Source organism: Streptomyces beihaiensis (genome assembly GCF_026274175.1).
Lineage (GTDB): Bacteria > Actinomycetota > Actinomycetes > Streptomycetales > Streptomycetaceae > Streptomyces > Streptomyces beihaiensis.
This window is the reverse complement of sequence record NZ_JAPHNL010000338.1, coordinates 1-25,389: the sequence shown is the minus strand read 5'-3', so window position 1 is coordinate 25,389 and position 25,389 is coordinate 1. Positions and strand designations below refer to the sequence as shown.

Sequence of the window (25,389 nt, the reverse complement as noted above, 5' to 3'; positions counted from 1 at the left end):
TGTTGAGTTCTCAAGGAACGGACGCTTCCTTTGTACTCACCGAGACCCTTCAGTCTCCGGCTTTCCTCCGGGCGCTTTCCCTTCGGTCTTGCGTCTCCGACTCTATCAGATCTTTCCGATCCGATTTCCTCGGAATTTCACGTGTCTTTCGAAGCTCGCAAAAATGCGGTTCTTCTCCGGACTGGTGAAACTCTACCAGGCATTCCAGATCAATCGATCAGACTCCTGCAGGCATGCAGAAACTGAAGATAGATAAGGTCTGACGGATAGACACTGCTCAGTGGCGCGCGAACACTTCGAAGGTGTCGGCCGCTCACCGGCAGGGATACGACAGTACAGGGCGGTCCAGCTGCCGCGCAAATCGTTTGCCCGGCGCCCCTACGTCAGCCAACCGGCAGCTCTGGTGCGGAACCGGGACTTTTTATGACTTACGCTTCTGAACACTGCGTCGTCCAGGACAGGTAGTGACGGCGACCTTGTACACCCACCTCCTGGGAGGCTTGCCATGACCAGTGTGACGTCCCCGCTCGCAGGACGCGCCATTGGGCTCTCTGCCGTGCCGGACCCGGTGTTCTCGGGCGCGATGGTCGGTCCCGGCACCGCCATCGACCCCGCCCGTGAGCGCTCCGAGGCCGTCGCCCCTGTGGACGGCATCGTCGTGTCCTTGCATCCTCACGCTTTCGTGGTGGTCGACGACCAGGGCCACGGCGTGCTGACTCACCTGGGCATCGACACCGTCCAGCTCAACGGCGAAGGGTTTGAGCTGCTGGTCAACAAGGGTGACACGGTTCAGCGCGGACAGTCCGTCGTGCGCTGGGACCCGGCGGCCGTAGAAGCCGCCGGCAAGTCGCCGGTGTGCCCCGTCGTCGCGCTCGAGGCCACCGCCGAGTCACTCTCCGACATCGCCGAGGACAGCGACGTCAAGGCCGGGGACGCGCTCTTCAGCTGGAAGTGACGAGCGCCGTCACGGACGACCGGCAGTACAACCAACGCGGCGGCGGGCCCGCCGCACTATCGGAGACGGTGAGATGGAGACAACGCTGCGAGGCGTGGGCGTGAGCCACGGTGTGGCCGTCGGCGAGGTTCGGCACATGGGTACGGCGGTGCTCGAACCGCCTGCCAAGCAGATTCCGGCAGAAGAAGCCGAGCGCGAACAGGGGCGCGCCCGCAAGGCCGTCGAAGCCGTTGCAGCCGACCTCATGGCGCGCGGGAACCTGGCCGGCGGCGAGGCGCAGGCCGTGCTCGAGGCTCAGGCCATGATTGCCCAGGACCCGGAACTGATGGCGGACGTCGAGCGTCGTATCGCTGTCGGCAGCACGGCCGAGCGCGGCATCTACGACGCCTTCTCGTACTACCGGGAGCTGCTCGCCGGCGCCGGTGAATACATGGCCGGTCGCGTCGCCGACCTCGACGACGTGCGGAACCGGATCGTGGCCCGACTGCTGGGCGTCCCGATGCCCGGCGTCCCCGACAGTGACGAGCCGTATGTGCTCATCGCCCGGGACCTGGCGCCTGCCGACACCGCCCTGCTCGACCCCGCGCTCGTCCTCGGTTTCGTCACCGAGGAAGGCGGGCCGACCAGCCACAGCGCCATTCTGGCGCGGGCCCTCGGGGTGCCGGCCGTCGTGGCGCTCCCCGGCGCGGGTGAGCTCGCCGAGGGCACTGTCGTCGCGGTCGACGGCAGCACCGGTGAGATCTTCGTGGACCCGACGCCCCAGAAGCGTGAGGCTCTGGAGGCCGCGGCGGCCGAGCGCAAGGCCGCGCTGGCCGCCGCCACCGGCCCCGGCGCCACCTCCGACGGTCACAAGGTCCCGCTCCTCGCGAACGTCGGCGGCCCCTCCGATGTCCCGGCCGCGGTGGAGGCCGGTGCCGAGGGTGTCGGTCTTTTCCGTACCGAGTTCTTGTTCCTGGACGACAGCAAGCAGGCTCCTTCGGAGGAGAAGCAGGTCGAGGCGTACCGACAGGTCCTCGAGGCGTTCCCCGAGGGCCGTGTCGTCGTGCGTGTTCTCGACGCGGGCGCGGACAAGCCACTGGACTTCCTCACTCCGTCCGACGAGCCCAACCCGGCGCTGGGCGTGCGCGGCCTGCGGACACTGCTCGACCACCCCGAGGTTCTCCGGACACAGCTGACCGCGCTGGCCAAGGCGGCCGAGGGACTGCCGGTCTACCTTGAGGTCATGGCGCCGATGGTCGCCGACCGAGCGGACGCCAAGGCGTTCGCCGACGCCTGTCGCGAGGCGGGTCTGCGGGCCAAGTTCGGCGCCATGGTGGAGATTCCCTCCGCCGCGCTGCGCGCCCGCTCCGTGCTCCAGGAGGTCGAGTTCCTGTCTCTCGGCACGAACGACCTGGCGCAGTACACCTTCGCCGCCGACCGGCAGGTCGGTGCGGTCTCGCGTCTGCAGGACCCGTGGCAGCCCGCGCTGCTCGACCTGGTCGCGTTGTCCGCCGAGGCGGCGAAGGCCGAGGGCAAGAGCTGCGGTGTCTGCGGTGAGGCCGCGTCGGATCCGCTGCTCGCGTGTGTGCTGACGGGGCTGGGTGTCACCTCCCTGTCGATGGGTGCCGCTTCGATTCCGTATGTGCGTGCCACGCTGGCGAAGTACACGCTCGCCCAGTGCGAGCGAGCCGCCGCCGCGGCGCGGGCGTCGGAGTCGGCCGACGAGGCCCGTACCGCCGCGCAGGCTGTGCTGTCCGGCGAGTAGAACGACGGCGGTCCTCACCGCCGCCCGTCCGTCCTGGAGGGCTCCTGCCATGTGCGGGGAGCCCTCCAGGCATGTGGGGTGTCAGTGCCGATGCCTGCCTTCGTCGCTCGGCGCCTCGATCGGGGGCGCTGCGCAGTAGTCGACCCCGGGCTCCGGCGCGGTCAGCTCGCCCGTCGCGGCGTCCGTGCAGTAGGCGTCGAACACCTGGGCCGCCGTGAGCTGCCGCAGTTCCTCGTCGGCGAGATGCCACCCGTAGACCCGGTCGTCGTGCCCGGGGGCGCTGGTGCGGAGGACCAGGGCGCAAGGGGTTTTGGTGGCGATGGCGACCGCGAGCACCGTGGCGAGCTCCGTCGCGGCCGTCTCGTCGAGTGTGACCGTGTCGGGATCGGAGGCGTCGACATGCAGCACGGCGTGCAGGGTCCGTGCTCCATCCGTGGTGGCGCTGCAGACCCACTGGTGCGTGCCCCGGCCGATCGTGTCGATCACCCGGGCGACGAGGTACGAGGCCCGGACGAAGGCGGCCCTGCCGATGTCCTGGCCGCACACGGCGCATGTTCCGAGGTGGACGAGAACGGTCGCGGCGTACTGCCAGGTGGCCCGGCGTACCGCCTCTTCCACGAGCTCCGGGAGCAGGTCGGCGAGTGGTTGTCCTTCGTACAGGAGCGCGGGTCCGGCGGCTGCGAGCTCCGCGGTGAAGCGGGTGCGGCTGGCCGGGGTGTCGGGGTCGAGGCCGGTGTCCGCGCAGAACCGCGCGTACTCCTCCGGGTCGAAGAGGGCGATGGTGGTGTGGCCTCCTGCCGCGGCCACGGATTTCAGGAGCCCCTCCACGCTGCGCAGGTAGTTCTTGTGGTCGTCGAACGCGAAGCTGCGATAGCGCCGCATCGCTTCGAAGTCCTGCTCGTCCGCGAGCAGGCCGATCGTGCCCGCCACCTCGCGGCGCAGCGTCTGCCGCATGCTGGTGGTCCGGCCGCGCTGAGTACTGGTCATGAGTTCCCCCTGAGTGCGCTCGATCAATACTCACTCAGAGTAACCAGCACCACTGACAGTGACCGTCGATGTGGTGCGCGGCCGGGCCGACGGGAGGGTGGTGTCAGGCGCGTTCGCGGGCGATGTCCTCGTAGAACCGGAGCAGTTCGAGGTTGTCGACGGAGCCGGGGTTGACCGCTTTCTCCAGTGGTGTTCCCTGCAGCAGGCGCTTGACCGGGACCTCGATGCGTTTGCCGGTGAGTGTGTGCGGGACTCCCGGCGCTTCGATGATGTCGTCGGGCACATGGCGCGGTGAGAGCTGTGTGCGGATGGTCTGCCGGATGCGTGCGCGCAGGGCGTCGTCGAGGACCGCGCCCGGTGCGAGGTGGACGAACAGCGGCATCCAGTAGCCGCCGTCCGGCAGTTCGAGGCCGATGACGAGGGATTCGCGGATCTCGGGGAGGCGTTCCACGGCCTCGTAGATGTCCGCGGAGCCCATCCGTACTCCCTGGCGGTTGAGCGTCGAGTCGGAACGGCCGTGGATGACGACGGAGCCCCGGGAGGTGATCGTGATCCAGTCGCCGTGACGCCACACTCCGGGATAGGTGTCGAAGTAGCTGTCGTGGTAGCGGCTGCCGTCCGGGTCGTTCCAGAAGCGGATCGGCATGGACGGCATGGGGTTGGTGACGACGAGTTCGCCCACCTCGTCGATGAGGGGGTGGCCCTGGGGGTCCCATGCCTGCAGGTCCGTGCCGAGGCCCGCGGCCTGGAGCTCGCCGATGAAGACGGGAAGCGTGGGTACGGCGCCCGCGAAACAGGAGCAGACGTCGGTGCCGCCGCTGACGGAGGCGATCCACAGGTCGGGGCGGACCTCGTCGTGAAGCCAGCGGAAGCCGTCCGGCGGGAGCGGGGAGCCCGTCGTGGCCACGCATTTCACGCGGCTGAGGTCGTGGTCGCGCGACGGGTGCACCCCGGCCTTGCGGCAGGCCATGACGTAGGCGGCGGAGGTCCCGAAGAGCGTCGCTCCGGTGCGTTCCGCGACGTCCCACTGGGCTCCGGTGTCGGGGTGACCAGGGCTGCCGTCGTACGTGACGATCGTGGTGCCGGTGAGAAGACCGGAGACGAGGAAGTTCCACATCATCCAGCCTGTCGACGTGTACCAGAAGAAGCGGTCGTCCGGACCAAGGTCGCAGTGCAGGCCGAGTTGCTTGAGGTGCTCCACGAGGATGCCGCCCTGTGACTGCACGATGGCCTTGGGCAGGCCCGTGGTACCGGAGGAGTACAACACCCAGAGGGGATGGTCGAACGGGACCTCGTCGTATGCGGGGAGCACGTCGCCCGCGGTGAGGGCGGACCACTCCAGAGTGCCTTCCGGGGGCTCGGTGCCGAGCAGCGGGATGTGCACCACGGCGCGCAGCGAGGGCAGTTCCGCTCGAAGCTGCGAGACCGTCTCGCGACGGTCGTGCTCCTTGCCTCCGTAGCGGTAGCCGTCGACGGCGAACAGAACGACGGGTTCCACCTGCTGGAACCGGTCCAGGACGCTGCGTGCCCCGAAGTCGGGCGCGCAGGAGGTCCACACGGCGCCGACGGCGGCGGTGGCGAGCAGCGCGACGGCGGCTTCGGGGATGTTGGGCAGATAGCCGCTGACGCGGTCGCCTCTGCGTACCCCGAGGGCGCGGAGTTCGGCGGCCAGGGAACCGACCTGGCGGCGGAGTTCGGCCCAGGTGAGCGTGCGCAGTTCGCCCGACTCGTCGGTGTGCAGGATGGCCGGGGTGTCGGCACGGTCCGGGTCGTCCGCGGTGCGCAGCGCGTGCCGGGCGTAGTTGAGGGTGGCGCCGGGGAACCACTCGGCGCCGGGCATGGAGCGGTTGCCGAGCACGCGCGAGCAGGGCGTCGTGAAGTGGACCCCGAACCAGTCGGCCACGGCCTTCCAGAACGCTTCGAGGTCGGCGACCGACCAGCGGTGCAGAGCCGGGTAGCCGCCGTCGGCGGGAGCTCCGTAGCGCTCGGCGGCCCATGCCTGGAACCGTGTGACCTGTGCTTCGGCGATCTGCCTGCGGTCGGGCTGCCAGAGCGGTGAGGGGTTCGCGGAGGACATGGAGCGGCTCCCGGAGGTACGCGGTGTGTGCGTCGGTGGCGCGCACGGCGTGGGTGTGCGCGTGACGCGGCTGACAGGACGATGCCACGTGATCGACTTCCGCACCAGGGCATGGCTCGGCTCCGACCCGTGTCGTCGCGCGACGTCCTCGGCCGTGGGGGCCCGATATCGGCTGTTTGATGAAGGCGTTGATCACCGCGGTCGAGCGGGCCGATGGCGGCGTCCGCCTCTTGGACGGACGTCGTTCCGTACACCCCGGCGAACATCCAGTTCGTCCGGAAACCGGAAATTACCTGTATGAATGCGAAAATCTCGGGGCACGTAACTCAAGGCGTCCCGTGACGCACCGTGGTCCCGCGGCCGTGGGTCGTTTGCCGGGCCGTTCGCGGCGGACGCGGGGACCGCGGGTGAACGGGAGTTGAACACAGCCCGCGCGCGTTCCCTTCGGTGGCAGGGTGAGCTGCATGAACGGTCGTGACCTGGTGCGCTCGGTGAAGGCGGTCTCGGCGATGGGCCCTGCCCAGGGGCTGCGCGCGGTGCGGGCCGCTTGGCGGTACCGGCGTGCGGACTCGGTGGCGTCCTCTGGGCGCGGTCCGCGGCGCGCCCGGGTGCCGGGCGTCGTGGTCCAAGCGGATCCCCAGCCAGGAGGCGGGGTGCTGCGGTTCGCTCAGTCGCGGTTGCGGATCACGGTCACGGTGAGCGGGGCTGTCTTCTGGGGGTGGGACGGAGCCGAGCCCGAACCCTCGTACGCGTTGGCCGGTGCGCTCCAGGAGGCCGACGCGCGTGCGGTGCTCGAGCCGGACAAGGACGGGGGTTGGCGCGTGGTCGCCGAGCGGGTCACGGTGTCCGTCTCCCGGCACGGCGCTGTCGACGTGTGCACGCCCGGCGGGGTCGTTCTGCGCAGGGACCTCCCGCCGCGCTGGTGGGCTTGTGAGGAGGGCGGGGACGTGTGCTGGGCCCAGCGCTCCCAGGTCGCCGCCGACGCCAGGTTCTTCGGCCTGGGAGGGCGCACGTCGGGTCCTCGGCTGCGCGACGGGACGTACCGGTTGTGGAACTCCGTTCGACGGCCTGGGGCTGCCTCGGAGGACCTGTCGTCGTCCGTCTCCATGCCGGTGCAGCTCGTCGTCGCCGATGCGGGGACGCACCTGGTGTTCCACGACAACACGTGGGACGGGTCCGTCACCCTGCGAGAGGGCCGCGAGGGCGCGGGATCCGGCCATGACCGTCCTGGCACCTGCGAGGTACGCATGGAGGGCGGCCCGCTGCGCTGTTGGGTCGTCGTCGGGTCTCCCGCACGCGTGCTGGACGTGTGGGCCCAGTTGACGGGCTCGCCGGCTGTGCCGCCGTCCTGGGCGCTGGGTCACCACGCGCGTGGGAAGGCGGTCGGCGAGGAGGAGATCCGTCGGGTCGTCGATGGCCACAAGGCACGCTCGTTGCCTCTCGATGTCGTGCACGTCGACCTCGGCGAGCACGCGGCGCGGCACGGTTTCACCGGGGGCCGTGGGCGGTTCGCCTCGCTCCCGCGGTTGGCCGCGGAGCTGGCAACCGACGGCGTACGCCTCGTCACCGCTGTCCGGCCCGCCGTGGAACCGCGGCCGGGCGGTGCCCTCTTCGAGGCGGGCCGTGGCATCGAGGCGTTCGTGTGCGACCCGGCGGGCAGGCCGGTGCGGGGGCTGGCGCAGTCGGGGCAGGTCGTGTTTCCGGACTTCACGGCCGAGCGGGTGCGCAAGTGGTGGGGCGGTGTGTACGAGGAACGGCTCGCGCTCGGGTTCTCGGGTTTCTGGCACGAGGGGGACGAGCCGCTCTCCCTCACCGCGGCCGGGGAGGCCACGCTGCCCCGGTCCTCGCGGCATGTTCTGGAGGGCCGGGGCGGTGACCACCGCGAAGGGCACAACGTGTACGGGCTGTGCATGGCCCGGGCGGGTTTCGAGGGGCTGAGCGAACTACAGTCCCGGCAGGAGCCGTTCGTGGTCTCCCGGTCCGGCTGGGTGGGCATGCAGCGCTACGGCGGGGCCGGCCTGGGGCACGCGGAGGGCGGGTGGGCCGGGTTGCGCGCCGCGCTCTCGGCCGTCGTCGGCCTCGGACTGTGCGGTGTGCCGTTCTCCGGTCCCGACATCGGCGGCCCCGGCACGGACATGTCGCAGGACCTGGTGGTGCGCTGGGTCCAGCTCGCCTCCTACCTGCCGTTCTTCCGTACGGGTGCGGGTGGCCGGGGCGGCCGGAGCGAGCCGTGGATCTTCGATGAGGAGGCACTGCGGCACGCGCGCGCGGCGCTGCACGAGCGGCGGCGCCTACGGCCGTACTTCATGACGCTGGCTCATCTCGCCGCGCGCACGGGCGCCCCGTTCGTCCGTCCTGTGTGGTGGGGCGCTCCGGAGGACAAGGGCCTGAGGGACTGTGAGGACGCCTTCTTGTTGGGCGATTGCCTCCTGGTCGCTCCGGTGCTGGCTCCCGGAGTAGAGCACCTGGTGGTGCGGTTGCCCGCGGGACGCTGGTACGACACGGGGACGGGCGCGGCGTACGAGGGACCGGGCCGGGTGACGGTTCCGGCACCGCTGTCCCGGATTCCGGTCTTCGCGCGCGCGGGAGCCGTGCTGCCCGTGCTCGGCGACGGCGGGCGGACGGAGCTGGAGGTGTGGCGGCCCGGCCCCGGCCGAACGGGTGGCGGTTACGCCGTCTCTGACGTCGGCGACGGCGACGGCGACGGCGACGGCGACGGCGACCAAGAGACCGTGCTCGAGCGGTATCGGGTGAGGTGGGAGGAGGGCCGTCTGGCCGTCAAGGTGTACGGCGCCGCCGAGGACCGCGACTGTGCCCTGCCGGTTCGTCCGCGCGGCTGCTGAGCGGCGCCTCAGGGCCTCCAGACGTAGCGGATGTCCGGCTCGCGTTCCTCGTTGCGCAGACCGTCGGTCCGCTCGACGGGGACGAAACCGTGTCGCTCGTAGAACCGCCGGGCCGGCCCGTTCCTCTGGAAGGTCCACAGGTCGAGGCCCTGCGGCCGCTGCCGCTTGGCCAGGTTCATGAGACGGTCACCCAGCCCGCGGCCGCGCCACTTCGGGTCGAGGTAGAGCTGTTCCAGGTCGCCGCCCTCGAGGACCAGGAGTCCGACCACAATGCTGTCGGCGGCGGCCACCCATGCCTCGCTGTGGCGCACGACCACGGCGCGGAACCAGTCCCGTACGGCGTCGTCGTGCGCACGACGCACGGCCGGAAGGGCCGCGGCGAAGGAGCGCAGCCACACATCGGCCATCTCGGCCGCGTCGGAGTCACCGGCTCGCCGCAGCACGACGTCATCGCTGTCCACGGCACGTGACTCTCGCAGAAAGGCGAGCCCTGCGCAGTCGGATATTCAGCGCGCCGTCGAACCGCGCACCGTACCGGCCACCCGGCCGCGGTGAGGCCCGAGCGGCGGATCTCGTCGGGGCCGCGGGGCCCGGCACGGGGCCTGACTCTCCGGACGGACTAGACGTAGCGTCCTTCGAACCACGCCCTCACAACCAGGGTGTGGAGCGGGAACGCGAGCTCGGCGGGGCGGCGCAACAAGTGCCAGCCGTCCGACTCGTCCGTGGGTGCGCTGGGCGGGAGTTGCGCGGCCGGGCGCTCGGGCAGCAGTCCGAACAGCAGGAGGTGTCCGTCCGGAGCGCTCATGACGTCGGCGAGCCGCACGTCCCGGGCGGCGGCGTCGATGCCGGTCTCCTCCTTGAGTTCACGGACGACGGCCTGTCGCCAGTCCTCCCGCTCGTCGACGAATCCGCCGGGCAGCGCCGTCTGCCCGCGCGCGGGTGCGACGGTGCGGTTGATGACGACAAGGGAGGTTCCCATGGTGTCGTACACGGGCAGCAGGGCGACGGCCACGGGCAGCGGATTGCGATACGCGACGGTGTGGCAGGCCGGGCATGTGCGCGGCCGGCCTTGCACCTCGTCCCCGTAGGCGGCCCCACAGCTCGAACAGTGGGAGTCGGGGACGGGGTTGGCGGCGGGCGGGTTCGATGCGGACACGGCGCGGACTGTATCCGATCTTCGCGAGCCGTTCCTCTCCGGGCGGGCTCGTTCCTGGTAGACGCGAACCATGACACGAATCGCCTCCGCCCTGCGGAAACTCGCCACCTTGCCGGCCGCGGCGCTCCTGGGGGCCGCCGCGGTGCCCTCGTCGGCGTCCGGGGCCGCGACCTCGACGCCCGAGCCCGAGGCGCCGCCCGCATTCGCGGCGCTGCACGACGTGGACCCCACGATCATCCAGGAGATGCGCTATTTCACGCGGCACAACTTCGTGGGTGCGCGGATCGACGGCTACCGGAAACCGATGTGCGTTCTCACCCGGCCCGCGGCCCAGGCTCTCCACAGGGTTCAGATCCGGCTCCTCGAGAAGGGCTACTCGCTCAAGGTGTACGACTGCTACCGGCCGCAACGCGCGGTCGATCACTTCGTGAGATGGGCCGAGGACCTCGGCGACCAGAAGACGAAGACGGAGTTCTACCCCAGGGTCGCCAAAACGCGCCTGTTCGCGGACGGTTACATCGCGGAGAAGTCCGGCCACAGTCGTGGATCGACCCTCGACCTGACGGTCGTGACGGTCCCCGCGCCTCCCACTCGTCCGTACGTACCCGGTGAACGGCTCACGCCGTGCTACGCGCCGCAGAAGGACCGTTTCCCCGACACGTCTTTGGACATGGGTACGGGTTTCGACTGCTTCGATGTCACAGCGGGCCGCGAGGCGGAGGACACGCTCCCGTCGAAGCAGCGGGCGAATCGGCGTTTCCTCAGGAAGAGCATGCAGAGTGCCGGATTCGTCAACCTGCCCGAGGAATGGTGGCACTTCACGTATCAGCCTGAGCCGTTCCCGCACACCTACTTCGACTTCCCTGTCGCACGCCGGGCGTTGACGCGCCCGTCAGATGCACTCGGCACTGCTGACAGTGGCCGTCGACCGTGACACACTCCTGACGTTTCGTCAGATCCGCTTCCCGAGGAGGCGCCGTGGCACGCACGTCCACCCCTGTCGTGGCAGGCTGGTTCACCGGCGCGGGCGAGGACTTCCGACTGCTGGGCACAGAGTGCCCGGCCTGCTCGTCCGTGTTCTTTCCACGTGAGGACGGGATGTGCCGCAACCCCGGCTGTGCCTGCGACGACCTCGTCGAAGTGCCGCTGTCGCGCCGCGGACGCGTCTGGTCGTACACCGACGCGAGATACCGGCCGCCCGCACCTTACGTCTCCGATCCGGAACTTCCGTGGGAACCCCGTGCGTTGGTAGCGGTGGAACTGGCCGCCGAGCGGATCGTCGTGCTCGGGCAGGCCGCTTTGGGGGTGTCGGTGTCCGACCTGGACATCGGCATGGAGGTGGAGGTCGTGGCGGGTGTGCTCGACGAGGAGGGTGACGAGGACACGGGGACGGCCTGGACGACGTGGCACTGGCGGCCGACGGGGGTGACGGCATGACGCGGGACGTGGCGGTGCTGGGAGCCGGGATGCATCCGTGGGGCAAGTGGGGCCGCGGTTTCGTCGAGTACGGGGTCGCGGCCGCACGCGCGGCGCTCGAAGAGGCCGGTGCGGACTGGCGGGACGTGGACTCCGTCGTGGGCGCGGACACCGTGCGCGCCGGGTACCCCGGCTATGTGGCGGGCGCGACGTTCGCGAAGGCGCTGGGCTGGCAGGGCGCCCGTGTCACCAGCGTGTACGCGGCGTGCGCGTCGGGGGCCCAGGCCATCAGCACGGCACGGGCCCAGATCCTCGCCGGGCTGGCGGATGTCGTCCTGGTCGTGGGGGCCGACGCCGCGCCCAAGGGCTTCTTCCGGCCCGCGGGCGGCGACCGGCCGGACGATCCGGACTGGCTCCGCTTCCGTGTGCTGGGCGCCACCAATCCGGCGTACTTCGGCCTCTACGCGCGCCGCCGGATGGCGCTGCACGGTGACACCTTGGAGGACTTCGCCCAGGTCAAGGTGAAGAACGCGGCGTCCGGCGCGCTGAACCCGAACGCCCGCTACCGCAGCCCGGTGTCGGCCGACGACGTGGCCGCCTCCGCGGTCGTGGCCGATCCCTTGCGGCTGCTCGACATCTGCGCCACGTCGGACGGCGGCGCGGCCCTGGTCCTGTCCAGCATGGAGTACGCGCGACGCCATGGCGCGGCGAGTCCCGTGCGCATCCGTGCGGTGTCCACGGTGACGCCCTCCTACCCCAACACGGTCCTGGACCTGCCGGACATCGCCACGGACTCGGCGGTGGGGAAGGAACCCGAGGGGCCCGGCTTCCGGGGCTCCATCGCGCGGGCGGCCTACGAGGAGGCCGGCATCGGACCCGAGGACCTGTCCCTGGCGGAGGTCTACGATCTGTCCACCGCCCTGGAACTGCAGTGGTACGAGGACCTGGGACTGTGTGCCGCGGGCGAGGCGGCGAAGCTGTTGCGGGAGGGCGCCACGGCCCCCGGTGGGCGCATACCCGTCAATCCGAGCGGTGGACTGGCCTCTTTCGGGGAAGCCGTCCCGGCCCAGGCGATCGCCCAGGTCTGCGAGCTCACCTGGCAGCTGCGGGGCACCACGGGCGCGCGTCAGGTCGCCGGAGCCCGGGTCGGCCTCACCGCCAACCAGGGGCTGTTCGGCCACGGATCGTCGGTCGTGGCCGTGCGCTGACCGCGCCACCACGACGCTCAGTGATCGTCCAGGAATCCTGCGTGAACAGCATGTGAACTGGGCTTGGGCGCCTCTCGGCAGCGCCATCATGCTCCCGTGCACTCCTGGACGGACACCCTGCGCTTCGCCTTCCAGCCCGTGGTCAACCTGACCACGGGAGCCGTCGCGGCGCTGGAGATACTGGCGCGCCCTGAAGCGGGTGACGTGCTGGCACAGGCCCGGCGCCGACCGGAGCTCGACGGGCGGCTCGCCGCGTCGGCGGTCCGGACCGCCGCGGGCAAGGAAACGCTGCTGCCACTGCACGTGAACGTGTTCGCGGCCACCCTCGCCGATCTGGGCACCCTGGCGGAACTGCGCGAAACCCTGCGTGATGTGGGCCGGCTCCCCTGGGAGGTGACGGTCGACGTGGGACCGCCGTTCACCCACGTGCCGCACCGCGCGCTGCTCGACGGTGTGGCCGCACTGCGCCGAGAAGGCTTCCGTATCTGCGCTGACGGCGTCGGAGACGGGGACGTGCCCCTGCGGCTGCTCGACGACCTCTCACCTGATCTCGTCAAGCTGGACGCCTCGCTGTTGACGCGGCGGGCGACGGTGCGCGCCATGCGGACGCTGTGCGAGGAGTCCGGCGCGCTGCTCGCGGTCGAGGGAGTGGAGACGGAGCTGCAATGTGCTGCCGCACGGGAGGCCGGCGCGCAGCTCGCACAAGGCGACCTGTTCGCCCCGCCGTCCCGGCTGCCCACCGCGGAGGTGTACGTTCCGCAGGTGCGCGGCTCCGTCGGGGTGGCGCGTCCCTCCGGGCCATCGGTGCGGGAGTTCGTGCGGCCTGCCGCGCTGCTGCCCGAGGGCGCCAGTGCCGACCAGGTGCGCAGGCTGCTCACCGGGGCTCCCGACGTGTCCGGTGTGCTGCTCGTGGACCGTGCCGGGATTCCGGTCGGCTCCGTGCACCGGGATCGTTTCCTGCTCTCGCTGTCGACCCGGTACGGGCACGCCCTCTACGCCGACCGGCCCGCGGCACGCCTCAGCGACCAGCCCCGCACGGTGGGCGTCTCGGCCACGGCATGGGAGGTCCTCGACGTGGTCGCCGACGGCGAGCACAGCCGCACCGCGGACGATGTCGCCGTGGTCGACGGCCAGGGCCGCTGCGTGGGTGTCGTGCGTCTCGCCGACCTTGTGCGGGCGCTCGCGGAGAGCCGCGTCGAGGAGGCGGTCGGCCTCAATCCGCTGACCCGGTTGCCGGGTTCGGACGCGGTCACCTGTGAGGTGGACCGATGGGTCGCGCAGGGCCGGGGCTTCGCCCTGAGCTGGCTGGACATCGATGGGTTCAAGCAGGTCAACGACGGTGCCGGATTCGCGGCGGGGGACGAACTGATCCGTTCGGTGGGACGGGCACTGGCCCGTGCCGAGTCGGACGCCGTCCGCGTGGCACACATCGGCGGCGACGACTTCCTGGTACTCGCCGAACCGGACCGGCTGCGCCCGTTGGCGGACGCCGTTCTGGACGCGCCGTGGTCGGCGGGCGGCCGCGCCGTCACCTTGTCGCTGGCCACCGTGGTGTGTCCGCCCGGCACGGTGCCCGACCACCGTCAGGCCTCCGCCCACCTGGCTCCGCTCAAACGCGCGGCGAAGGCACTGACCGGGGCCAGCTGGGTGTGTGGTCACGCGGGCCGGGCCGGGTTCGAGGTGCGGCGCGGCCCGGACCGTGGCGGGCCTCCCGGGGCGTGGCGGCAGCGCGCCGCCGGTGTCGCGCACGAGACGCCCAGAACCCGGTCGGCCAGCGGCACGTGAGGGCCTGTCAGTGGGCGGCGGGTTGCCGGGGCGCGGGCGCGGTGAACTGCGCGGCGTGCTGGACGACGTGGACCAGGACGTCCTTCACGGAGTCCTTCTGCCGCGCGTCGCACAGCACCACCGGGACGGCGGGGTCGAGGTCGAGTGCCTGGCGCACGGCGTCGACCGGGTGGCGGGCGGCACCGTCGAAGCAGTTGACGCCGACCAGGAACGGTATGGAACGCCGCTCGAAGTAGTCGACGGCGGCGAAGCAGTCCTCCAGGCGGCGGGTGTCGGCGAGGACGACGGCACCGAGCGCGCCCGTCGACAGCTCGTCCCACAGGAACCAGAACCGGTCCTGGCCCGGAGTGCCGAAGAGATACAGCACCAGGTCCTCGCGGACGGTGATGCGGCCGAAGTCCATGGCCACGGTGGTGGTGTGCTTTCCCTTGACGCCTGTCGTGTCGTCGACGGGGCGGCCCGCCTCGGTCAGCAGTTCCTCGGTGCGCAGCGGCCTGATCTCGCTCACGGCGCCGACAAGCGTCGTCTTGCCCACTCCGAAGCCGCCCGCCACGAGGATCTTGAGCGTGACGGGCTCGACGGGGGCGTTGCCCCGCTGCGAACGCCCGAAGATCATGGGGTCACTCTCCTGCCTGGCTGGTCGTGCCGTGTCGAATCCTGCTCGGCCGTCTCTGGTTCGCCGTACCCTCCGCCGCCGGGCGTCTCCACGACGAGTACGTCGCCGGGGCGGACCTCGGCCGTGTCACTGCCCGCGAGCCGGGTGACGGTCCCGTCGGCACGCTCCACCGAGTTGACGCCGAGGGCGCCCGGTCGGCCGCCCGCCATTCCGTAGGGCGGGACCCTGCGGTGCTGCGACAGGGTGGAGACGGTCATCGCCTCGAGGAACCTGATCCGCCGGACGGCTCCGTCACCGCCGTGTCGACGTCCCCTGCCACCGCTGTCGCGCCGCACCGCGAACTCCTCCAGGACGACAGGAAGCCGCCATTCCAGGACCTCGGGGTCGGTGAGGCGGGAGTTGGTCATGTGGGTCTGGACCACGTCGGCGCCGTCGAACCCCTCACCGGCTCCGGAGCCGGAGGCCACCGTCTCGTAGTACTGGTGGCGGGCGTTGCCGAAGGTCACATTGTTCATGGTTCCGGATCCTTCGGCCTGCACGCCCAGCGCCCCGTAGAGGGCGCCGGTGATGGCCTGGGACGTCTCGACGTTGCCCGCGACGACGGCGGCGGGCGGCCGGGGCGCGAGGAAGCAGCCGGGCGGCACCACGATCTGGAGGGGGCGCAGGCAGCCGTCGTTGAGCGGGATGTCGTCGTCCACGAGGGTGCGGAAGACGTAGAGCACGGCCGCGTTGACGACGGCGAACGGAGCGTTGAAGTTGGTGTCGAGCTGTGCGGACGTGCCGGTGAAGTCGATGGTCGCGCAGCGCTCCGCGCGGTCCACGTGGATGCTCACCTGGATCACCGCCCCGGAGTCGGTCTCGTAGCGGAACGTGCCGTCCTCAAGGCGGTCGACGACACGGCGCACGGATTCCTCGGCGTTGTCCTGCACGTGCGCCATGTATGCCTGGACGGCGTCGAGACCGAACTCGTCGATCATGCGGCCGACTTCGTCGACGCCCTTCTGGTTGGCGGCGATCTGGGCGCGGAGGTCGGCGAGGTTGGTCTCCGGATTGCGGGACGGGTGGGGCGCCTCGGTGAGCAGTCGCAGTGTCTCCTCCTCGCGGAAGCGCCCGGCCTCGACGAGCAGCCAGTTGTCGAAGAGCACGCCCTCCTCTTCGATGGTGGTGCTGTCGGCGGGCATGGAGCCGGGGGCGATGCCGCCGATCTCGGCGTGGTGCCCGCGGGAGGCCACGTAGAACAGGATCCGCTCGCCCCCGGCGCCGAAGACGGGGGTGATGACGGTGACGTCGGGCAGGTGGGTGCCGCCGTGGTACGGGTCGTTCACGGCGTAGCTGTCGCCGGGGCGCATGGCCGCGCCCCGGCGCCGGATGACCTCCTTGACGCTGGTGCCCATGGAGCCCAGGTGGACCGGGATGTGCGGGGCATTGGCCACGAGGCTGCCGTCGGGGGCGAAGAGCGCGCAGGAGAAGTCCAGGCGCTCTTTGATGTTGACGGACTGCGACGTCGACTCCAGGCGTGCGCCCATCTGTTCCGCGATGGACATGAACAGGTTGTTGAAGACCTCGAGAAGAACCGGGTCGATTTCTGTACCGAGACGGGAACTCTCCGTAATCGCCGCCCGTTCCATGATCAGGTGACCGTCGTCCGCGAGCGCGGCCCGCCAGCCGTCGTCGACCACGGTGGTGGAGCCGTTCTCGGCGATGATCGCGGGGCCCTCCACGGTCTCGCCGGGAGGCAGTTCGTCCCGGCGGTGGAGGGGGACGTCGCGCCAGGCGCCACCCGTGTGGAGCCGCACGGCCGTGGGGGTGTCGGGGGCGGTGGCAGGGGGTGCGAGATCGGAGAGAGCGGGGGGTTCGGTGAGTCCGGTGGCTTCTACGGAGAGTGATTCGACGACGAGTGGTCGGTCGAGGGTGAAGGAGTAATGGGCGCGATGGAGTTCTTCGAAGACGCGCGTCATGACGTCGGGCGCGTCGAGTTCGACGGTGAGGGTGGTGTCGGTGCCGTCGTAGCGCAGTTGGGCCCTGCGCGTGACCTGTACGCGCTCGGCGGGCACGGCCTCCGCGGTGAGTTCGGCGCGGGCCGCGCTCTCCAGGTCGTCGGCCGTCTTGAGCAGGTGGGGCACGGACGACTCCGCGACGGGCAGTTCGACGGACTGTTCCCGCATGGCGGTGGTGTCGGCGAGGCCGATACCGAGCGCGGAGAGCACACCGGCCATGGGCGGCACCAGGACGGTTCTCATGCCGAGGGCTTCGGCGACCCGGCACGCGTGCTGGCCGCCCGCGCCGCCGAAGGTGGTGAGGGCGTAGCGCGTGATGTCGTGGCCCTTCTGCACCGAGATGCGCTTCACCGCGTTGGCGATGTTGGCCACGGCGATGCGAAGGTAGCCTTCGGCGACCTGCTCGGGGGTGCGGTCGTCCCCTGTCTGTTCTCTGATGCGGGCGGCGAGCGCGGCGAACCTCTCGCGCACGAGGCCGTCGTCCAGCGGCTGGTCACCGTCCGGGCCGAACACCCGCGGGAAATGGTCCGGTTGTACGCGGCCGAGGGCGACGTTGGCGTCGGTGACGGTGAGCGGGCCGCCGCCGCGGTAGCAGGCCGGGCCGGGGTTGGCTCCGGCGGAGTCGGGACCGACCCGGTAGCGGCTGCCGTCGAAGTGCAGGACGGAGCCGCCGCCGGCCGCGACGGTGTGGATGTCCAGCATGGGCGCGCGCAGCCGTACCCCGGCGATCTGGGTGGTGAGGACCCGTTCGTAGGCTCCGGCGAAGTGCGAGACGTCGGTGGAGGTGCCGCCCATGTCGAAGCCGATGACCCGGTCGAATCCGGCGAGTTGCGACATGCGGGCCATGCCGACGATGCCGCCCGCGGGCCCGGAGAGGACGGCGTCCTTGCCGCGGAACCGTCCGGCCTCGGTGAGTCCCCCGTTGGACTGCATGAACATCAGCCGGACGCCTTGGAGTTCGTCGGCGACCTGGCGGACGTAGCGGCGCAGCACCGGGGACAGGTAGGCGTCGACGACTGCGGTGTCGCCGCGGGGGACGATCTTCATGAGCGGGCTGACCTCGCTGGAGAGCGAGATCTGCGAGAAGCCGATCCGGGCGGCGAGGGCGCCGATGGCCTGTTCGTTGCGGGGGTGGAGGTGGCTGTGCATGCAGACGACGGCGACGGCGTCGATACCGTCGTCGTGGGCCCGCCTCAGTTCCGGTTCGAGGGAGGTCAGGTCGAGGGGGACGAGGGTCTCGCCCTGGGCGTCGATGCGTTCGTCGACCTCGATGACGCGTTCATGGAGCATTCCGGGCAGTTCGATGCGCCGCGCGAAGATACGGGGCCGGTTCTGGTAGGCGATGCGCAGGGCGTCGCGGAAGCCGCGCGTGATGACCAGGGCGGTGCGCTCTCCTTTGCGTTCCAGGAGGGCGTTGGTGGCGACGGTGGTGCCCATGCGCACGGAGTCGACGCGGTCGCCGAGGGCGGGGCTCCCGGACGCCTTCTCGGGCTCCTGGGCGAGGAACTCCCGGACGGCGGCCACCGCCGGGTCCCGGTAGCGGGCGGGGTTGTCGGAGAGCAGCTTGTGGGTGAGCAGACGGCCGTCGGGCCGCCGTGCGACGACGTCCGTGAAGGTGCCGCCGCGGTCGATCCAGAACTGCCAGCCTGCCACGTGTGTCTCTCGCTCTCCGCCTTGTTCCGGTTCCGGGCCGCTGCCCGGGGGAGGCCCGCGCCAGGGGGCTTCGACGTCGCCTCAGAGCGCTCTGAGGCCGTTGATCACGTCGCGCAGGATACCCGCGTCGGGCAGCTCGGCCGGTGGTACCGGACGGGTCACATGGACGAGCCCGTCGTCGGCCAGGTCGCCTATGAGGACGCGGACCACGCCGATGGGAAGGTCGAGTCCCGCGGCGATCTCCGCCACCGACTGCGGGTCCGTGCGGCACCGTTCGACGATCTCGACGTGCTCCGGCGACAGGGTCTGATCGGCGCCCGGATCGCTGCCCTGCGGGTGGGCGACGACGACCGCGATGAGGTCGAGGCGGTGGTGGACCGCGCTCGTGGTCCGGCCGCCTGTCATGGCGTACGGGCGGACGACGGGACCTGCTTCGTCGTCGAACCAGTGGTGGGTGTCCTGCGTCCCCTGACCGTCTGCGCTCATGCCGACCCACTACCCGCCCGCGGGCTGATCCGTGCGCGGCGCGGTTCCCAGATGTACGCCGACGCGTTTGACCAGCAGGGTCATCTCGTAGGCGACGAGGCCGACGTCGGCGTCCGCGTCGGAGAGCACCGCCAGGCAGCTTCCCTCACCGGCGGCGGTGACGAAGAGGAAGGCGTCGTCGAGTTCGACGACGGTCTGCCGGACGCCGCCCGCGTCGAAGTGGCGCCCCACGCCCTTGGCCAGACTGTGGAAGCCGGAGGCCACGGCGGCCAGGTGCTCGCTGTCCTCACGGCTGAGGTCCTTGGAGACGCCCATCGGCAGCCCGTCCCCGGAGAGCACGGTCGCCTTCCGGATGCCTGCGACGCGCTCCACCAGTTCGTCCAGGAGCCAATTGAGCTCTCCGGCACCGTCGTTCGTGATCTGCTCGGTGCCCTTCGGTGCGGTCATCGACCGTCCCCCTCAGATGTCGTTCCCTGTGCTGTGCCGTCGGCGCTCTGGTCGCCCGCGGCGTTCTCCAGGCGGCCGCGCCGCCAGCCGCTCTGGAGCGAAGCCATACGGCTGCGCACCTCGTCGGCGTCCCGGTCGTCGGGCGCGGTGGCGGTGGTCCGCGCGCGTCCCGCCGGCCGGTCGCCCCGCAGGTCGGGGCCGTCCTTGAGCTGGGGCGCCAGGCTCGCCTGCCGCACCCGCCGGGGCAGGCTCATGGTGTCGGGGTCCCGCCCGGGTGCGGTCGGTCCGGTCCCGCCCGTCGCCGATCCGTCAGGTGCCGGCTCGCCTGCCGGTGGTGCGGTCCGTGGGCGTCGGCGCGGCAGTTCGGTCGGGGGCGTCGGGGCGGTGCGGCGCGGACCGCCCGGTGCGGTGCCCTGCCGTTGCCCTGTCCGGGCCGCGGTGCTGTCCGCGCTGTCTGCGTCCTCGGGGCGGCTGTGCGAGACGGTTCTGCCGTGCGAGCTGACCAGCTTGGGGGTGCGGCGCCGGGGCAGCCGGACGAGCCCGTCCGGGTTCCGCTCGCGGTCGCCGCTGCCGCCGAGGCCGGTCATGCCACCACGGGCACCCTCGTCCTCGTCGGGGTGCTGGTGCTGTTCGCCAGGGGTTGCGGTGATCGGGCGGCGGGGGCGGAACAGGTCGCCGCGCTCGCTGTCCTCGTCCTCCAGCTCCCCAGGGAAGACGGTCATGTCGGCGGTGGCCAGAGGCGCTTCGAGCTCCACTGGTCCGTCGAGCACCGACGCGGGGAGGCCCGGCAGGTCGGCCGCCGGTCCGGTACCGGGGCCGCGGTCGGCGGAACGTCCGCGACGAGATGTAGCGGGCCGGTCGAGCCGGAACCCGGCGCCTTCGGTGTCGGGGGCGTCGGTGAGCAGCGACTCCGGGATGAAGACGACCGCGGTGGTGCCTCCGTACGGGGACGGCTGGAGGGAGACGCGCACGTTCTGCCGCTGGGCGAGGCGGCTGACCACGAACAGGCCGAGCCGGTCGGTGTCGGAGAGCTCGAACTCGGGGGTCTCGGCGAGACGCAGGTTCGCGTCGAGGAGGGCGTCGGCCGGCATACCGAGGCCCCGGTCGTGGATCTCCACCGTGAAGCCGTTGGCGACGCGGTCGCCGACGACCTGGACGGCGGTGTGCGGCGGCGAGAAGACTGTGGCGTTCTCGAGGAGTTCGGCCAGCAGATGGGTGAGGTCGGCGACGGCGGGACCGGTGACGGCGAGCCGGGGCAGGCGGCGCACCTCGATCCGCTCGTAGTCCTCGACCTCCGCGACGGCGGCCCGCACGATGTCCATGAGCTGGACGGGTTTGCGCCACTGGCGGGAGGGCGCGGCGCCGGAGAGGATCACCAGGCCCTCGGCGTGGCGGCGCATGCGGGTGGTGAGGTGGTCCAGGCGGAACAGGTCGGCGAGTTCGTCGGTGTCCTCCGTGCGGCGTTCCATCGCGTCGAGGAGGTTCAGCTGCTTGTGCAGGAGCACCTGGCTGCGGCGGGCGAGGTTGACGAAGACCTCGGAGACGCCCCGGCGCAGCTCGGCCTGTTTCACGGCCGCCTCGACAGCGGATCGGTGCAGTGTGTTCAGGGCCTGGCCGACCTGGCCGATCTCGTCCTTGTCGTATTCGAGACGAGGGGCCTCGGTCTCCACGTCGATCTCCTCGCCGACGGCGAGGCGCCGCATCACGCCGGGCAACCGCACACCGGACGCCTCGTGCGCTTCCAGGCGCAGTCGGCGCAGGTCGCGTACGAGGCCCCGGCCGACGCGGAGCGAGACGACGACGGAGACGATGACGGCGACCAGGCCGAGTACGCCGCCGACACCGGCCCGGACGAACACCTGGACGGCGACGGGGCGGGCGCGGTTCCGGTAGCGGTCGGCGGCCGCGGTGTCGCGGTCGACGAGGTCGCTCAGGACCTGCCCGGCGCCGGCGTTCCAGTTGTCCGCCGTGACGCCTTTGGGGGTGCCGGGCGCGCCGTCGACCAGGGCGGTCTCGGCCATGCGCAGTCGGCTGGTGTCGGCGCTCTGCCAGAAGCGCTGATACCGGGAGCGGTCGTCGTCGGGCAGGAGCGCCAGATGGGTGTCGTAGAGAAGGCGCCGCTGGGCGACGAGGTCACCGATCTGGCGCAGTTCCTCGCGGGTGAACCGGTCGGCGACGAGCCCTGAGGCGACCAGTGCGTCCTCCTGGGACAGCAGGTCGCGCGCCTGCATGAGTCCGACCAGGGCGCGGCCCTGACGTTCCACCTTGGCGTCGTCGAGCGCGGTCAGGTCGCGCAGGAAGGAGTAGGCGGGCGCGATGAGCCGGTTGTAGAAGTCGAGGGCCTGGGCGCGCGTGACTGTGCCTTGGTCGACGTTGCGGCGCAGGGACGCGATGCCGCCGAACCCTTCGACGGCGGTGTCCAGGGCGGTCCGTGCGGACGTGGTCAGGTCGCCGCGCAGATCGGAGTCGCGTGCCTTGTCCTCGACGCGCGCCATCTGCTTGTCGGCCCTGGCGCGCTCGGCCCGCAGCACCGACTGGGCGTCGGAGGCCCGGGGGTCGGCGAGGTAGACGAGGGTCTGGCGGCGTTCTTCCTGCAGCGCGCGGCCGGTGTCGATCAGCGGGTTGCCGACCTCGTCCGCGACTTCTCCGGCCGAGACCAGTCGCAGGGCGTCACGTCCTGTGATGACCGACGCGAACGCCCAGATGGAGGTCAGGGACACCAGCGGTACCACCAGCAGCGCCACGATCTTCCGGCGGATGGACTTCCCGCGAAAGCGCATGGCCTCCCCCTGATCGACCCCCTGTGGCGAGGGGCACACATGTGCGTCAACAAACGGCGCGAGCCTACTACTGACACACGGGCAACTCGAAGGCCTGTCCGGATGCGGTCTCGGCCAAGTGGAGGACGCGGTACCGGAGTTGTCCGGGCATTGCGGTAGATGCCACCCCGCGATCAATGCCGCGTTCGCCACCACTGCGCGCCGCGCCCGCGCGCGCAGTTGACCGGAATTCGCCCCTCGCCCCCATATCCACGTGCTCACCTCGCCCATCGCGCCACGCGCCGACTCGACCGGATGACGCGGCCAAGTCGGGGAATCTTCCGGGGCGTTCGCTCGTCCTACTCCACAGGGGGTGCGCGAGGCGACGCTCCGGGGTCGAACGGATGGCGTAAAGCGCCGCAATCCGGGCATCCAATGGGCAGGGTCGGCCGACGGTCGCGGTGGCGGCCCAGAGCAAGTGGCTCGGCGGTCGGGTAGCGGTGGGGAGTGGAGTGGCGATGGGCACGACGGGACGACGAGAGTTGTGGGTGGAGGAGCCCGCGGCGCGGCGCCGCATGCCGGACCCGGTGCGGACGGCGGCGGTCCGGGCGGTCCTCATCGTCGCGTTCACGCTCATACAGGCGGTCGTCGCGGTCCTGTGCACGCTCGCCGACTCCTGGCTGGCGTTCCCGATGGTTCTGACCAGCGTCGGCAGCACCGTCGTGGCGACCTGGGGCGTGCTCGACGTCTGGGTCACCCGTCAGGTGTGGAACCAGCGCAACGGCGTGGTGTCCGTTCCGGCCAGCACCGCCCGCCGACTGCGCAGAGAGCGGCGGGCGGCGCGGCGCGCGGCACGGAACACGCGCCGCGCGCCGCGCGCCGGAGGACATACGTGGCCGGGGCGGCGCCGGGGCCGGGCGGGCCAGTTGACGCATCCTTGAGAGTCAGCTGGCCGGCCGTGGCCGCCGCGTGTCTCAGTCGGCCTGTTCCGCGGGCTCCGCGGGCCTCTTGAACATCCGCGTCGCGGTGATCTCGCCGTGCACCGTCTCACCCTCCGGCTCCTGCTGGGGCAGTCCCGGGCGCAGATGCTCCTCGACGCTGATGTACTTCAGGCCGGCCCTGAGGTCCGCGTCGTTGCGCAAGCGGATGACGAGCGGGAACTCGGCAAGGGCGGTGGTGTCGAAGAGACCTGTGGTGTAGAGGAGCTGGACACCCAGCGCGTCGGCGACGGCACGCTGGAGTTCGAGCAGGTAGGTGGCGTTGGCGCGGCCGATGGGGTTGTCGAGGAAGAGCGTGCCCGCGTGGCGGTGCTTGTCCCGGCCCCGGTCGTTGGAGCGGAGCGCTGCCATCGTGCAGTACAGCGCGATGGCGGCGGTGAGCAGTTGGCCGCCGGAGAAGACATCGCCCATCTGTCCGACCGGCACCCGCTCCGCGCGCAGCACCGCGTCCGGCTTGAGGATCTCGACCTCGACACCCTTGGGCCCCAGGGCGGCGGCGACTCCGCGCAGCAGCAGGGACATGCCGTCGCGCCGCAGGTCGGAGTTCTTCTTCACGGCCGCGCGGGTGGCGTCGTCGATGACCTCGCCGAGCCGCTCGGTGAGGGTCGCCTGATCGGGCTCTTCGAAGCGGATGCGCAAGAACTCCTGCCCGGACCACTCACCGAGCCCTTCGGGAAGCCGTGAGAGGCGCTGCGCGGAGCGGAGGGTGGCCAGGGACGCCTCGACGAGACCGCGCAGACGGTCCACGATCGAGTCCCTGTTGCGCTCCAGCTGCTTCAGCTCGTCGGTCAGGACACGCAGCCGGGGGGCGAACGCGTCCGCCCACTTCTGGGCGTGTTCGGGAAGGGCGGCCGCGGGCAGCTCGCGGATCTGCTGCCGGGCCGGGGTGCGCACCTGCTCGTACCGTGTGGAGTTGGCGTGTCGTACGAGGATGTCGCTCGCCTCGCGCACGGCGGCCTCCGCCGCGGAGAGGTCGGCGGCGCAGCCGCGCAGCGAGCGGCGGGCCTCGGCGGCGGCCCTGCGGGCCTCCTCCAGGGTGCCGGGGTGGGGCTCCGGTTCCTCCTGGGTCTCGCCGTCGGTGTGCTCGCGCAGCAGATCGCGCAGGAGCGCGGCCGTCTCGTCGAAGCCTCCCGCCCCGTCCTCGGCGGCGCGGTGTGCCTCCAGCAGCTCCGCGTGGACGGTGCGCGCGGTGGCGAGCGCCTCGGCGTGGGCCGCGAGTTCGGCCGTTGCGGTGCGCAGCAGGGCCTGGGCGTGTTCGGTGTCGGACGGCACGAGGTCGTCGGGCAGTTCGGTGTGCGCTTCGCCCTCCTCGGGCGCGTGCCGCTCGGCCTCGCCTCGCAGACGGCCGAGCTGCTCGCTGGCGGCGGAGGCCCGGGTCTCCAGGAGCTGTACGTGTTCCTCGGCGCGGGCCGCGGCCGCCTGGCGGGACGGGCCGTCGGAGCCTTCGGGCGATTCGAGCAGCTGCGCGGCGCGCGTGCGGACCTTGTTGCTGAGCCGGTCGAGCGCGGCGAGGGCGGCGGACTCGTCGCTCTCGGCGCGGGCCTGCTCAGCGCGGAGATCGGCGCCGACTCCCACCTTCTCGTAGACCTGGGAGGCTGCGCGGTATGCCTCACGCAGCGCGGGCAGCGACGCCCTGGGGGCCTCGGCCCCCAAGGCGTCGTCCAGGTCGTCGGGGGCCCCGGCGATCTCGGCGCGCTCGGCGCGCAGCGTCCGGGCGGTGCGCCGGGCGTCGTCGGCTGAGCGCTGGGCGGCGCGGCGGTCCTCGTCGGCGGCGCGGGCCTGCTCCACGCAGGTCTGGGCACGGGCCTCCGACTCGGCGGCCTCGTCGGCCAGTTCCCGCACCTTGGCCTGCCAGCCGGAACGTTCGCGCAGCCGGTGGGCGAGGCCGGCGAGCACGTCGGCGGCGCGGCGGGCCTTCTGCGCGGCCTCCTGCCGCTCGTCGCGCACCCTGGTCGCTTCGGCGGCGGCCTCCTCGGCCTCGGCGCGGGCGGTTCGGGCCTCGGCGAGCTCGGCCTCGGCCTCCTCGGCGAAGGTGCGGGCCTCGGCTGCCGCGGCCGCCAGTTCGGCGAGGCGGCCTTCCGGACAGCCTGAGCGCCAGGAGGCCAGGCGGGCGGCCAGTTCCCGGTCCTTCGCGAGGCGAGCGGCGAGCGCCCGGATCTCTTCGTCGCGGCGGGCCGCGCGTTCGCGCAACGCCTGCCGTTCCTCGTCGGCGGCGTGCTCGTCGTGCATGGCCGGGTTCGGCGGCACGAGGAACACGGCCAT

General features: G+C 71.5%; 17 protein-coding genes and 1 pseudogene. 8 read left to right on the top strand and 10 right to left on the bottom strand.

All coding sequences use genetic code 11. The annotated features are described in order from the left end of the window. The first annotated feature begins 505 nt into the window (after positions 1 to 505). Together OFY01_RS31890 and ptsP are read left to right on the top strand one after the other, a co-directional pair. Positions 506 to 955, top strand: coding sequence for a PTS sugar transporter subunit IIA (locus tag OFY01_RS31890; RefSeq protein WP_266605886.1), 450 nt, complete (start codon positions 506 to 508; stop codon positions 953 to 955). 73 nt (positions 956 to 1,028) lie between these two features. Next, on the top strand, positions 1,029 to 2,699 hold the full coding sequence (gene ptsP, locus OFY01_RS31885; protein WP_266605884.1) for a phosphoenolpyruvate--protein phosphotransferase: 1,671 nt from the start codon (positions 1,029 to 1,031) through the stop codon (positions 2,697 to 2,699). Between the two features lie 81 nt (positions 2,700 to 2,780). Here the strand turns inward: ptsP and OFY01_RS31880 are convergent, their stop codons facing one another. Both OFY01_RS31880 and OFY01_RS31875 read right to left on the bottom strand, forming a co-directional pair. Beyond that, positions 2,781 to 3,686: a hypothetical protein gene (locus OFY01_RS31880; protein WP_266605882.1), complete on the bottom strand. Its 906-nt coding sequence runs from the start codon at positions 3,684 to 3,686 to the stop codon at positions 2,781 to 2,783. A 103-nt stretch (positions 3,687 to 3,789) separates the two neighbouring features. Beyond that, positions 3,790 to 5,763, bottom strand: a complete 1,974-nt coding sequence (locus OFY01_RS31875) for an acetoacetate--CoA ligase (RefSeq protein ID WP_266605880.1) — start codon at positions 5,761 to 5,763, stop codon at positions 3,790 to 3,792. Between the two features lie 464 nt (positions 5,764 to 6,227). Between OFY01_RS31875 and OFY01_RS31870 the strand changes: the two genes are divergently transcribed. Then, positions 6,228 to 8,606: a glycoside hydrolase family 31 protein gene (locus OFY01_RS31870; RefSeq protein WP_266605878.1), complete on the top strand. Its 2,379-nt coding sequence runs from the start codon at positions 6,228 to 6,230 to the stop codon at positions 8,604 to 8,606. 8 nt (positions 8,607 to 8,614) lie between these two features. Here the strand turns inward: OFY01_RS31870 and OFY01_RS31865 are convergent, their stop codons facing one another. Then, positions 8,615 to 9,067, bottom strand: a complete 453-nt coding sequence (locus tag OFY01_RS31865; RefSeq protein ID WP_266605876.1) for a GNAT family N-acetyltransferase — start codon at positions 9,065 to 9,067, stop codon at positions 8,615 to 8,617. Positions 9,068 to 9,225: 158 nt separating this feature from the next. Beyond that, a complete protein-coding gene (locus OFY01_RS31860; protein WP_266605874.1) occupies positions 9,226 to 9,762 on the bottom strand; it encodes an NUDIX domain-containing protein in 537 nt (178 codons plus the stop codon). A 70-nt stretch (positions 9,763 to 9,832) separates the two neighbouring features. Between OFY01_RS31860 and OFY01_RS31855 the strand changes: the two genes are divergently transcribed. The 4 genes from OFY01_RS31855 to OFY01_RS31840 all read left to right on the top strand — a co-directional run bounded on the left by OFY01_RS31855 (position 9,833) and on the right by OFY01_RS31840 (position 14,171). After that, positions 9,833 to 10,696 (top strand): M15 family metallopeptidase, encoded by an 864-nt coding sequence (locus OFY01_RS31855; protein ID WP_266605872.1) that lies wholly within the window; start codon positions 9,833 to 9,835, stop codon positions 10,694 to 10,696. 44 nt (positions 10,697 to 10,740) lie between these two features. Next, entirely contained in the window at positions 10,741 to 11,199 is a 459-nt protein-coding gene (locus OFY01_RS31850; RefSeq protein WP_266605870.1) for a Zn-ribbon domain-containing OB-fold protein, read from the top strand. Continuing rightward, positions 11,196 to 12,386, top strand: coding sequence for a lipid-transfer protein (locus tag OFY01_RS31845; protein ID WP_266605868.1), 1,191 nt, complete (start codon positions 11,196 to 11,198; stop codon positions 12,384 to 12,386). The genes OFY01_RS31850 and OFY01_RS31845 overlap by 4 nt, the downstream gene beginning before the upstream one ends. Positions 12,387 to 12,482: 96 nt before the next feature. Then, the gene (locus tag OFY01_RS31840; protein ID WP_266605866.1) at positions 12,483 to 14,171 is read left to right on the top strand and encodes a GGDEF domain-containing protein; all 1,689 of its coding nucleotides are present in this window, start codon (positions 12,483 to 12,485) and stop codon (positions 14,169 to 14,171) included. 7 nt (positions 14,172 to 14,178) lie between these two features. Here the strand turns inward: OFY01_RS31840 and OFY01_RS31835 are convergent, their stop codons facing one another. The 5 genes from OFY01_RS31835 to OFY01_RS31815 all read right to left on the bottom strand — a co-directional run bounded on the left by OFY01_RS31835 (position 14,179) and on the right by OFY01_RS31815 (position 22,150). Beyond that, positions 14,179 to 14,787, bottom strand: a complete 609-nt coding sequence (locus OFY01_RS31835; RefSeq protein ID WP_266605864.1) for a GTP-binding protein — start codon at positions 14,785 to 14,787, stop codon at positions 14,179 to 14,181. Continuing rightward, complete coding sequence (locus OFY01_RS31830; protein ID WP_266605862.1) at positions 14,784 to 18,437, bottom strand: hydantoinase B/oxoprolinase family protein; 3,654 nt, start codon at positions 18,435 to 18,437, stop codon at positions 14,784 to 14,786. Before OFY01_RS31830 ends, OFY01_RS31835 begins: the two co-directional genes overlap by 4 nt. An 81-nt stretch (positions 18,438 to 18,518) precedes the next feature. Continuing rightward, complete coding sequence (locus OFY01_RS31825; protein WP_266605860.1) at positions 18,519 to 18,923, bottom strand: DUF742 domain-containing protein; 405 nt, start codon at positions 18,921 to 18,923, stop codon at positions 18,519 to 18,521. A gap of 9 nt (positions 18,924 to 18,932) precedes the next feature. Further along, positions 18,933 to 19,370 carry a roadblock/LC7 domain-containing protein gene (locus tag OFY01_RS31820; protein WP_266605858.1) on the bottom strand — a complete coding sequence of 146 codons (438 nt, stop codon included), beginning with the start codon at positions 19,368 to 19,370 and terminating at the stop codon, positions 18,933 to 18,935. Beyond that, positions 19,367 to 22,150, bottom strand: coding sequence for a nitrate- and nitrite sensing domain-containing protein (locus tag OFY01_RS31815; RefSeq protein WP_266605856.1), 2,784 nt, complete (start codon positions 22,148 to 22,150; stop codon positions 19,367 to 19,369). The genes OFY01_RS31820 and OFY01_RS31815 overlap by 4 nt, the downstream gene beginning before the upstream one ends. 479 nt (positions 22,151 to 22,629) lie before the next feature. Here OFY01_RS31815 and OFY01_RS31810 point away from each other — a divergent pair, with 479 nt between their 5' ends. Then, positions 22,630 to 23,070 (top strand): hypothetical protein, encoded by a 441-nt coding sequence (locus OFY01_RS31810; RefSeq protein WP_407700471.1) that lies wholly within the window; start codon positions 22,630 to 22,632, stop codon positions 23,068 to 23,070. 33 nt (positions 23,071 to 23,103) lie between these two features. Here OFY01_RS31810 and OFY01_RS31805 read toward each other — a convergent pair. Beyond that, positions 23,104 to 25,389: pseudogene (locus tag OFY01_RS31805) on the bottom strand (hypothetical protein); the annotation flags it as partial.